Origin of the sequence: Marinobacter sp. (assembly GCF_040882185.1) — a bacterium.
In the GTDB taxonomy this organism is placed as follows: domain Bacteria; phylum Pseudomonadota; class Gammaproteobacteria; order Pseudomonadales; family Oleiphilaceae; genus Marinobacter.
In genome coordinates, this window is sequence record NZ_JBBEBW010000035.1 from 1 (window position 1) to 9,719 (window position 9,719).

Here is a 9,719-nt window from a genome sequence, read left to right on the forward strand (position 1 = left end):
TTACTGCGAGAACTGCAGGAAGTCATGACGCAGCCATACGCCGAGCAATCGAAGGGCGTGGAGAACAAATACTACAGGCTGAAACCGCCGGAGCTCTTTGAGGTTGGTGGATCGTCGCACTATAGCTGCTCGTCATAGGAGAAGATCGGCCGGAGCATGTCAACATCCGCGCCTCGTGGCTGACAGAGCCCTCCTGGCGGGCGGCCGAGGCCAGCAGATTGACGGAGTCAGTATTCCGCAGCGTCAACTCTTCCGCGGCAAAACGAAGCGAGCTCTCAATCCAGCGACCAGACGCCGCCTCCGGTAGCGACAGCTTGAAAACCCTCGGCAAACTGGCAATCAGCCGGTTGCGCGGCAGGTCACTACCCAGGAATCCGCATACCAGCCGGGTCTCGGTGCCGCCTCCACCGTGCACAATACGCGCGAGCCCGCCTTCAGGCAGTAACGCTCAGCGGGACATCATAGATCTGCACGACCGAAGCAGCCCTGAGGGGTAACCTCCACGCGCTGGCGGAAGCTCTCGCCAACGGGCGGGTCGCACTGAAACCTCGAGGGGCGATTAACCGGCAGCTTTTAGCTCGCAGTAAAGCCTGGGCGGCATCATTGGAGGGCTTGAGGAATACGTCCTGAAGAATCCAAGGACGACATTCCGACGCCAATACACTGGTCACGAATTTTCCCGGGCTATCATGAGTTCGCGCCGGATCAAACCAACGCGCGCATGCAGGGATGTTTACAGGGGGAGCTGCACTATTTCCACAGAGAATAATATTGTATATATTATCCACAGAGATTATCATTACCACATAAAATGCCACCCGAAGGACAAGCCTCATGAACGCAGCCCAAGAGATTCTGCATGAAAAAGACTCAAGAGAGGTTTCGAACACGGCGCTGAAGGTATTCTTCAACATCACTCGCGCCTGGGGCCTCAAAGCTCAGGAAGAACGCGTCCTTCTGGGAGAACCTGCCAACTCCACGTTTTACAAATGGCGTAATGGCGAGGGGCCGGTGATCCCGAAGGATACCCTTGAGCGCGTCTCCTATGTGATGGGCATCTACAAGGCGTTGCGTCTGCTGTTCCCGACTGAAGCTCAGGCCTGCGCCTGGCCCAGGAAGTCGAATCGAGACTTTGGGGATGCGTCGGCGCTGAGCGTGATGCTTCAAGGCGGGGTGGTGAATCTGGCCGATGTTCGTCGCTATCTGGACGGGATGCGGGGCTGATGTCACTAGCCCCAAAGACTGTTCTGCCAGCATGGGACGGTCTGCATCGGATCGTTCCCAGTCACTTTCCGCCCATTGACCTGTTTGAAACAGTGGCAGACGCCGAAGAGCTTGAAATTGTCTTCGCCATCGAATCACTGACCAACGATCGCCTGAAAGATGAGGTCGGCGACCTTCGCCGGGTATTGGAAAAGGACAGGGTTTCAGGACCTGGTTCTACACCGGTTATGGCGGCATTTACCCACGTCGGTTTGTCCAGCCGCTTTACCGATGGCCGGTACGGCGTGTATTACGGCGCCCGGGCTCTGAAAACTGCTATTGCCGAGACGGTATATCACCGGGAGCGCTTTCTGTCGGCGACCCGTGAGCCGGATACCGAACTGACCCTGCGTCAGTACATCAATAAGGTGGCTTTGCCTCTGCATGACATTCGTGGTGAGGGTTACGAGGTCATACACGATCGCGATCATTACCATGCCTCCCAAGAATTAGCCAGAAGCCTCCGAGCCGAAGGCAGCCACGGCTTACTGTACCGAAGTGTCAGAGACCCGGGTGGCGAGTGCGTGGCTGCTTTCCGTCCCAGGACGGTGACCATCCCTGTTCAGGGATGCCACTTCCGGTATGTGTGGAGCGGGTATCGCCAGCAGATCGTTGCTGTGTTGACGGTGGATGAGTGGACGACCACAGAAAGTGCTAAATCTCTGCAACCGTAAATCAAAAGCTTACGGCACGATTTCCACACAAAGTGCTAAACAACCTTAAAGTAAATCCTAGAATAGCGAGCTGATTTCAGTTTCCACACAAAGTACTAAATTCGTCGTCCAGCTCTGGGTAAACCTAACTCGGTGTCAGGGTCAGACTTGATGACGTTGTCGGATCGATTAAATACCTTACTGCAAGAGGCCCAGCGCCTTGACCACCAGCAATGGTATTCCAGTTTTCGGCTTCGGATCGCGAAGGTGGAGCTGGTGGTTCCTGGTTAACCAAGCTTGTGCGACATGCACGGGATCAGGATGCTTAAATGTCTACCTAGATCGTCTTCAGCCAGTTTGCTACGGCTTGACCGATATCTACCGGTGAATCTTCCTGGATGAAATGCAGCCCCTTAACAGTGACTTCCTGCTGGTTCGGCCAACTACGACAGAACTCGCGTTGTCTCCCGATCAGGATCGATCCCGGCTCGGCATTGACGAATAATTTGGGGATGGAACTGCCGGCCATGAAAGCGCCGTAATCATTCACCAGAGCGACAACATCTGCGGGCTCCCCCTCGACGGGCAACTGCCTGGGCCAGTTGAGCAGGGGCTGACGATCGTCGGCGTTACGATGAGGAGCACGATAGGTATCCATCTCTGTTTGTGTGAGCTGCCGGATCACCGAGCTGGGTAAAACGTCCTCTATAAACATATTGCGGTTGAGGATCAGGTCTTCGCCTTTTTCAGAGCGGAAGCCCTTGAAAATCCCCACTGCGCTCTCTGGCCAATCCGCCCATTCCACGGGCATTACGATGCCCTCCATATAGGCTATACCCCTGACGGCCGCGGCATTGCGCATTGCCCAGAGAAAACCGATGCCGCTACCCCAGTCATGAATCACCAGGGTGACATTCTCGTTAGCGCAGATCGTTTCCAGAAGACCGTTTACATAATTGTAGGCCACTTCCAACGTATAACGCCCGGGGCCGTCGCTGGCGGGAAGTTTTTCGGAATCACCCTGGCCGATAAGGTCTGGGACGATGACACGGCCTGACGATACAAGTTCAGGAACCACATTACGCCACAGAAAGGAGGATGTGGGATTGCCGTGCAGCAACACGATAGGATCGCCGCTGCCTTCCTCAAGATAGGCGATTTGCTTACCGTTTACACGAGCAAATTTCTTCTGGTAGGGCATGATTTCAGACAGCATAAATTGATCTCCTCTGGGTCAAGTGTGAAGACGGCACGGCTATTTTCCGAGGCCCATCTGATCCAACCGCCATTTTAGTGTATCGATCCGATCCTGGCCGAAAAACGGCTCGCCATCTACCACAAATGTGGGCACGCCCCAATGACCAGCGTCGGCAAGCATCTGCTGGTTATCCTCGATTTCGCGTCTCAAGCCGATAATGACCACAGCGGTGGGAAGTCCTGTGAAAATGGTCTCCACGCGAAGATAGACCAATGTTGAGTAGGTTGGTAATCCGATGTAGACCAACTGCAGGCCGACATCCTTGTGTATTGATTTCATGGGATTAACAGATCATTTTGGTTTTGGAGCTTACTGTAGCGAATCCTATCATACTGCGCATAATGAACTACGTTATGTTATCCGAGAGGGGGCCTAGGGAGGCCAATGCGGGGCAGGGATAATAACATGACCCCTGACCCGCATTTACACATAACGTGCATTAGGCGCGCTTAGAGGCTGTTTAGTGGTTTCGTCAGTGTATCGATTTCAGTATTGTAGGTTTATCGATAAAAGTTAGATCTAATGATAGGCTTGGTTAATACCAAGTCTTTTTTTTGGCAAAAAATATTATAGATAAAAATACTTGACAGATAATAGTTGGCACACGTTTTGATTTGGCATGATAGTTGTATATATACAATAAGTGTGCCAATTAAATAAACGTACCAACTATGGCTTGTCAAGTATAATATTTAATAATCATTATCTATTTTCATATAGATAATAAATATTTGACAGGCATTTTTCGACATTCAAAAGACCCCCTCCCTTCGTCCTGAGCCTCTTGGAGCTCTGCTCGCCCTCTTGCTGAGCGGTGGTATCTTTCCTCGCTCTGGTGGTCACGACTGTGTGACTCAGCCGTCATGCCGCCGTCAGGGCGCGTGCTGCTGATCCTGCTGGCTGCTCTTGCTCTGATCGCGCTGAGCCAGGCACCATCCCACGGGGAGTAATACGTGGGTAAAGTCTCAGACAACTCGGGTCAGGTAGTGCGGTCGCCGTAGGCGATTGCCTGGAAGGGCAAAGCAGTACCGTCAGTGGCCGTAGGCCGCACCACTGGTAGTGGTAGTTGCAGTTAGCGGCCTCAGGCCGCTGCCTTGGCATTATAAGTCGAGGAATATATTCCCATCTTTTCCGGCTTTTATGTGTCTTAGTGTTAACTCAAGCGCTATGTGTAGAAGTTCACTTTCGCTTATCGGTGAGTGGTCATTTCCGATTAACACCTTGTTAATTTCTATGTTTTTCTTCCTTAAAAGTTCCTGCTCTTGCGGCTTTAGCCGTAGCGTTGAAGGCATCTTTTCTGCTCGTTTCATAATTTCACCCAAGTTTACATGATTACATGTTGCACGTTGCCTGTTCATGTGTATACTCGCATACATCGGTTAACAAAGTTTCATGCATACATGGAAACATTGTAGCTGAAAGGGCAAAAAAAAGGCCCCGGCTGCGGTAACAGTCAGGGCCTTCGCGGAAAGGGCAGAGCGCTAACTCTCCCGATCCTGTTGATATCCGCTTCATAGGATACGAGTTAATGGTACTTCAAGATTACTTTCAGCGCCAATCATACGACAGCGGCGACATTTCAATTGACACGCTGTCCTTTACGTTCGATCTCGGCGCGTTGACTGATCTTTCTCCTATTAATTGGCAGCTTGTTGCCTCCGGTCTTGAGTCTCCGGAATCGAATGATAATTTCTTCTTTTGGGCTGCATTTCAGTCTCTTATTGCTACTATCTTCGGTCCTCATTCCATCCGTTTAACTGAAAAATTCGGCAGCGGTCGTAATTTCTTCCGCAATTCGATCCAGCTTGAAAATAAAGCGGGTTTCGTGGCCTTCGGAGGCAATAACCGAGTGGTTAACAGTCAGGGTGTCACTGAGACGCGCCACGAGCGCATACAGGTCTATCTCAGTGGTGAGGGTTGCCGTCAGGTCGTCAACTGGAAGCAGGTCTATCACGCGCTCTCTGTCGTCATGGCGGACTACAATCCTCGGATCACCCGCGTTGACATTGCCTATGATGACATCGTGGGCAAACGCTCATTACAGAGCGCCCGCGACCAGTATTACCACGGTGATTTCAAGGGCCGTGGCCTGCCTCCCGGTGCCAACTTTATCGACGATATGGGGTCAGGCAAGGGCAGCACCTTGAACATCGGTTCCCGCGATACCGGCAAGATGTTGCGTATTTACGAAAAAGGCAAACAGCTGGGTGATAAGACATCGCCCTGGACACGCTGGGAGCTGGAAATCAACAGCAAACAATACGATGTTCCTCTCGAAGTGCTTATTTCTCCGAAAGAATATATCTCGGGTGCCTATCAGGCACTTGAGTGGATTTCCTCAGCTCGTCAGGGCATCAAGTCAAAAAAAAAGCGCGAATCAATAGAGTACAGCCATTTGGTTTTGCATGGTCGTCGCGCTTACGGATCGCTAGTTAATTACATGATGATTAATCGCGGTATGACGCCTGATCAGATTGTTTCAGAACTCATCAGAACGGGCGTTCCGGGTCGCATGTCGTGGACAGTCCCGGAGCATCACGAGTCGGCTGAAATTATTCAATCTCAAGTTACTCATCCGCATTTATATAAAGAAATTCATACGGTTGAGCGTCCTATACCTCCGTATGAGCATATTGGCCGTTCTGGCTCTCTTCGCCTTGATTGGGTGCAAGAGCAAATTAAACAGAGGAGCAATGCGTAATGAACGAAAAACAGATTATGGGTGATATGACAACGGGTAAGTGCATGGGTGCAAAGTCCCGTGTTCGCACTTTCGATGATGGTGGAAGCAAAACTGAATGGACTATTGGCGTTCAGGTCGAGCGTCCGAATGGTTACGACGAGCCGGATCTCGTCACCACTGATTTCAGGCTGTCAAAGGCGCAAGTTGATGCCGGAATATTCAACGAATACGCCAAGTTAAAAGGGCAGTTCGTCAGTGTTCCATTCTGGATCAACGAATACGAAAACAATGGCAAGCGGGGTTCTATCCGTATGCTTCATGGCCATGGTCGTCCGTTGGCGATTGGCAAATCAATCTCGTGACTGAGGTCGAATTACTTACAGAGGTCAGTGTAAAACTGTCTGATCTCTATCTTCTTGGGTGCATTCACGCGGCTGCTGTATTGGTGGGGCTTGGATGGATTGCAGGGCATCAACGCTAATGGAAGCAGATGCAGCAGAACTTGCTGGACTAGCACTAATGTGTTGGGTTACCGGCTTCACAGGGTCTTACTTGATCCTATTTTATAAACGACTTTTTGAGGTATCCAGTTCATGAACAAACAAACTTTTGTTGCTACAAAAATTGCGGGTGTATTCACTGTAGTCGCTGCTTCTGTGGGCAATGTCTACGCTGCTCTTCCTCTTGGCGCAGCTACTGCTTTCACTCAAATTCAGACTGACGGTTTGGAGCTGATTGATCTCGCATGGCCTCTGGCTATTGCACTCACAAGTGCTGTTATCGTATTGGGCCTGTTTAAGAAGTTCGCAAAAAAAGCAGCTAGCTAAAACTGGCCTTCGCTTTCTCCGCTTGGGGCCTTCGGCCCCTTTTTTTTGATAGTTGGGTAGGGATTCCGATGACGAGATTTTATTTTCTTTTTGCCCTGTTGTTGTTTCCCGCTTTTTCTCATGCTGTAACCGTTTCTGACCCACAGACAGCATGGTCTGAATGTGACGCCTATGCAGCAACCACAACCTATACGGGTTCCTGCTATTTGTCAGGCCCTTACTCTGGGTATTACACCGTTAATTATGGTGAACCCGGTTATTATCGAAAACAGTGGTCTTATTTAGAAGAGGCTCATTGTTCTTATCCAGAGGTCTATAATTCTACAACACAGACATGTCAGTCGGCCCCTCCTGAATGTCTATCCCCTAATTATATCGACGATGTTAGCGGTGAATGCGTTCCTCCTGAGGAAATATGTTTTACAACTATAGAAACTATGGCTGACCAATGCGTTTATATTGGTGAGGACGATCCATCAGACGAAGTTCCTCCCGGTTGTGTTTTAGATCTCCAAACTGGCTCACAAATTTGCGTCAGTGAAGAACCGGGTTGTTATATTGCGGATGGAAATACCATCTGTCCTACGCCGGAAATGGTTTGTGGTGAAAAGAACGGAACGTTTTCATGTGTCTCGCCAGAAGAGGAGGGCTGTGGTTATTTCAATGGGGAACGTGTTTGTTTTACTCCTGATGGGGAAAATATAGAGGAGGATTCGCCGGATCACCCAGATAATGGTGGGAATCTTGATGGCGACGATTCAAACGATATGTTCGATTCGAGAGATCCTGCGGAAGGGGGGGATCCTTCTGACCAGGTTGATCCTGTTTTATTACCTACTCAGGACGCTGACAGAGCAACCGAAGCTACTGCGCGTGATCAGCTCCAAGAGCTTAAGAACCTCAATAAAAAGTTTGATAAGCTCGGCGAAGGTGGTTTATTAGATCAGACCTTGGCCGGTTCAAAGATCGACAGCGCTGTTCCTGGATTAATCGATTCCACAGGAATTGACGGACTTACTTCTGGCATAAACGCGAATCCTTTTGGCTCTGACAATCTCGGTGGCGTCCCGGGCCTTGCTGAGTCTCTCATGCCTCAAGGCTCTTGCGTGGCTTATGCTGCTGATATTCTAGGTTTTGGCACTTTCACTGTTTCCTGTGAAGACACTGACCTTCTTCGGAGTATCCTCGCCTGGATTCTTTACGCTATAACGGCTATTTATTGTTTTCAACTTCTGACTACACCTGTGAGGTCTTGATATGCCATTGCCTTTGGTTCCTCTAGTTGGTGGCCTTCTTTCTGGTATCGGAACCGCCGCCGTTTCAGCCCTTGGCTATTTTTCCGCCTGGAGTGCTAAGCGTATTGCTCTTGTTGTTGCCGGCGTTGCAGCCATTGCCGTTGCAGTCGGGGTGTTCGTGTCTGTCGTTGATTCTGCTATTAGCTCTGTCGCTGTTTCGATGCCGGATGAAATTCAGACTGCTTTTTTATTCCTTCCTGCCAATATTGCGGCTTGTACCACTGCTATAGTTACAGTGCATGTTGCACGTTGGGTGTATTCCCTTCATTTGAAAGCCATTGATATAAAGGTCAACTAGTGAACAGCGGCGTTTATTTCATTACAGGAAAGCTTGGGGGAGGCAAGTCCTTGATATCGGTTGCTCAGATTCAGGACCGTCTTCGTCGAGGTTGCCCAGTTGCAACAAATTTAGATATTTATATGCACCATATGTTTAACCGAAAAGCTAAAAAGGTGCGACTTCTTCGGATTCCGGACAAGCCTAAAGCATCTGATATGTATGCTCTTGGCTCCGGTAATACCTCCTACGATGAGAGCAAAAACGGGCTTATTGTTCTCGATGAGTGCGGTACGTGGTTTAATGCTCGTGACTGGAATGACAAAGATCGTAAGGGTTTGCTTGAATGGCTGCTTTATGCCAGAAAATTAGGTTGGGATATTATTTTTTTGGTTCAAGATATTTCGATGATCGATAAACAGGCACGCAAATCCGTTTCTGAACATGTCGGCTATTGTCGCCGTGTCGACAAGATGTCTATTCCGTTTTTTGATGCTATTTCTAAGCTCATTTTTGGTCGACCTATTCCGAAACCTAAAATGCATGTCTGCGTTGTCCGCCTGGGGGATCTTCCGCATTCCCCGAAGGTCGATACTATGAGCTATGTGGGAACGCACCTCTATTCGTCTTACGACACAAAGCAAACTTTTCGTGACAACTATCCTCACGGAATACACTCAATTCTTCCGCCATGGTATACGCATGGTCGTTATCAACGCCCTAGAGATTGGAAAACATTCATGAGAATTACAAAAATCTATTTTCGGAAATGGTCAAAGGTATTTATGCTTTCGGGTGGCATTGTTGCCGGAGCTGCTATGGCCAGTTTTATGCAATCAGATCCTGTCACTGTTTTAGAGCAGCCTGTTGCGATCGCCAAGCCTGAAATCGGTAAAGCGGATGATGCGGTCAAAAATATAAGCTCTAATGAAAAAGAGATAGAAACACTGCTTGATAAATTTTCTGGTTTTATTCTCGATGGGGTTGCGACTGATAGCCACGGCGAAGTGATTTACAGTAGCATTAGCGACGGCGATGCCCGTTTTAATGTCGATGGGCTCCGCGCTCAGGGTCTGGTTGTTCGGATGGTAAGTAAGTGTGAATTGCTCCTTATGACCCAGGACAGATTACAAAGTACGCGGCTTTATACGACTTATTGCGCACCTGAAAAACCGCCTGTAGAGCTTCCTAAAATGACTTCGCAAGAGCGATATCAGTGGAAATTGCAGCAAGTTAGAGCACAAGAACGACATTCTGCTAAACATCGATGATATGCCGTTAACTGCTCGGATTCTGCGCAGCGGGAGACGGGCAGTTAACGGCATATCAAGTGCACAAAATATTATCTACCATGGCGCAAAGTGATTGTATTCACACTGATATTCCTGTGTGACGTCATATTTTAAAGTGCGCATAATGAACTACGTTATGTTATCCGAGAGGGGGCCTAGGGAGGCCAATGC

Annotated in this window: 10 protein-coding genes and 1 pseudogene; 8 read left to right on the forward strand and 3 right to left on the reverse strand. The window is 49.4% G+C overall.

The window, feature by feature from the left end; all coding sequences use genetic code 11:
* Nucleotides 1-244 precede the first annotated feature (244 nt).
* Nucleotides 245-415, reverse strand: a pseudogene (locus WEB64_RS16505) (cupin domain-containing protein); the annotation flags it as partial.
* 419 nt (nt 416-834) lie between these two features.
* Here WEB64_RS16505 and WEB64_RS16510 point away from each other — a divergent pair.
* Entirely contained in the window at nt 835-1,224 is a 390-nt protein-coding gene (locus WEB64_RS16510) for an MbcA/ParS/Xre antitoxin family protein (RefSeq protein WP_368059795.1), read from the forward strand.
* Nucleotides 1,224-1,937 (forward strand): RES family NAD+ phosphorylase, encoded by a 714-nt coding sequence (locus WEB64_RS16515; protein WP_368059797.1) that lies wholly within the window; start codon nt 1,224-1,226, stop codon nt 1,935-1,937. Before WEB64_RS16510 ends, WEB64_RS16515 begins: the two co-directional genes overlap by 1 nt.
* 316 nt (nt 1,938-2,253) lie before the next feature.
* Here the strand turns inward: WEB64_RS16515 and WEB64_RS16520 are convergent, their stop codons facing one another.
* Both WEB64_RS16520 and WEB64_RS16525 read right to left on the reverse strand, forming a co-directional pair.
* A complete protein-coding gene (locus WEB64_RS16520) occupies nt 2,254-3,132 on the reverse strand; it encodes a haloalkane dehalogenase (protein ID WP_368059799.1) in 879 nt (292 codons plus the stop codon).
* 39 nt (nt 3,133-3,171) lie between these two features.
* Complete coding sequence (locus WEB64_RS16525) at nt 3,172-3,453, reverse strand: DsbA family protein (protein WP_368059801.1); 282 nt, start codon at nt 3,451-3,453, stop codon at nt 3,172-3,174.
* A gap of 1,249 nt (nt 3,454-4,702) precedes the next feature.
* Between WEB64_RS16525 and WEB64_RS16530 the strand changes: the two genes are divergently transcribed.
* From WEB64_RS16530 to WEB64_RS16555, 6 genes are all read left to right on the forward strand, one after another.
* Entirely contained in the window at nt 4,703-5,875 is a 1,173-nt protein-coding gene (locus WEB64_RS16530; protein WP_368065684.1) for a replication initiation factor domain-containing protein, read from the forward strand.
* Nucleotides 5,875-6,219 carry a DNA-binding protein gene (locus WEB64_RS16535; protein ID WP_368065685.1) on the forward strand — a complete coding sequence of 115 codons (345 nt, stop codon included), beginning with the start codon at nt 5,875-5,877 and terminating at the stop codon, nt 6,217-6,219. Before WEB64_RS16530 ends, WEB64_RS16535 begins: the two co-directional genes overlap by 1 nt.
* A gap of 231 nt (nt 6,220-6,450) precedes the next feature.
* The gene (locus tag WEB64_RS16540) at nt 6,451-6,684 is read left to right on the forward strand and encodes a major coat protein (protein ID WP_368065686.1); all 234 of its coding nucleotides are present in this window, start codon (nt 6,451-6,453) and stop codon (nt 6,682-6,684) included.
* Between the two features lie 68 nt (nt 6,685-6,752).
* A complete protein-coding gene (locus WEB64_RS16545; protein ID WP_368065687.1) occupies nt 6,753-7,940 on the forward strand; it encodes a hypothetical protein in 1,188 nt (395 codons plus the stop codon).
* Nucleotide 7,941: 1 nt separating this feature from the next.
* A complete protein-coding gene (locus WEB64_RS16550) occupies nt 7,942-8,277 on the forward strand; it encodes a hypothetical protein (protein WP_368065688.1) in 336 nt (111 codons plus the stop codon).
* Nucleotides 8,277-9,527, forward strand: coding sequence for a zonular occludens toxin domain-containing protein (locus WEB64_RS16555; protein WP_368065689.1), 1,251 nt, complete (start codon nt 8,277-8,279; stop codon nt 9,525-9,527). Before WEB64_RS16550 ends, WEB64_RS16555 begins: the two co-directional genes overlap by 1 nt.
* Nucleotides 9,528-9,719: the final 192 nt, after the last annotated feature.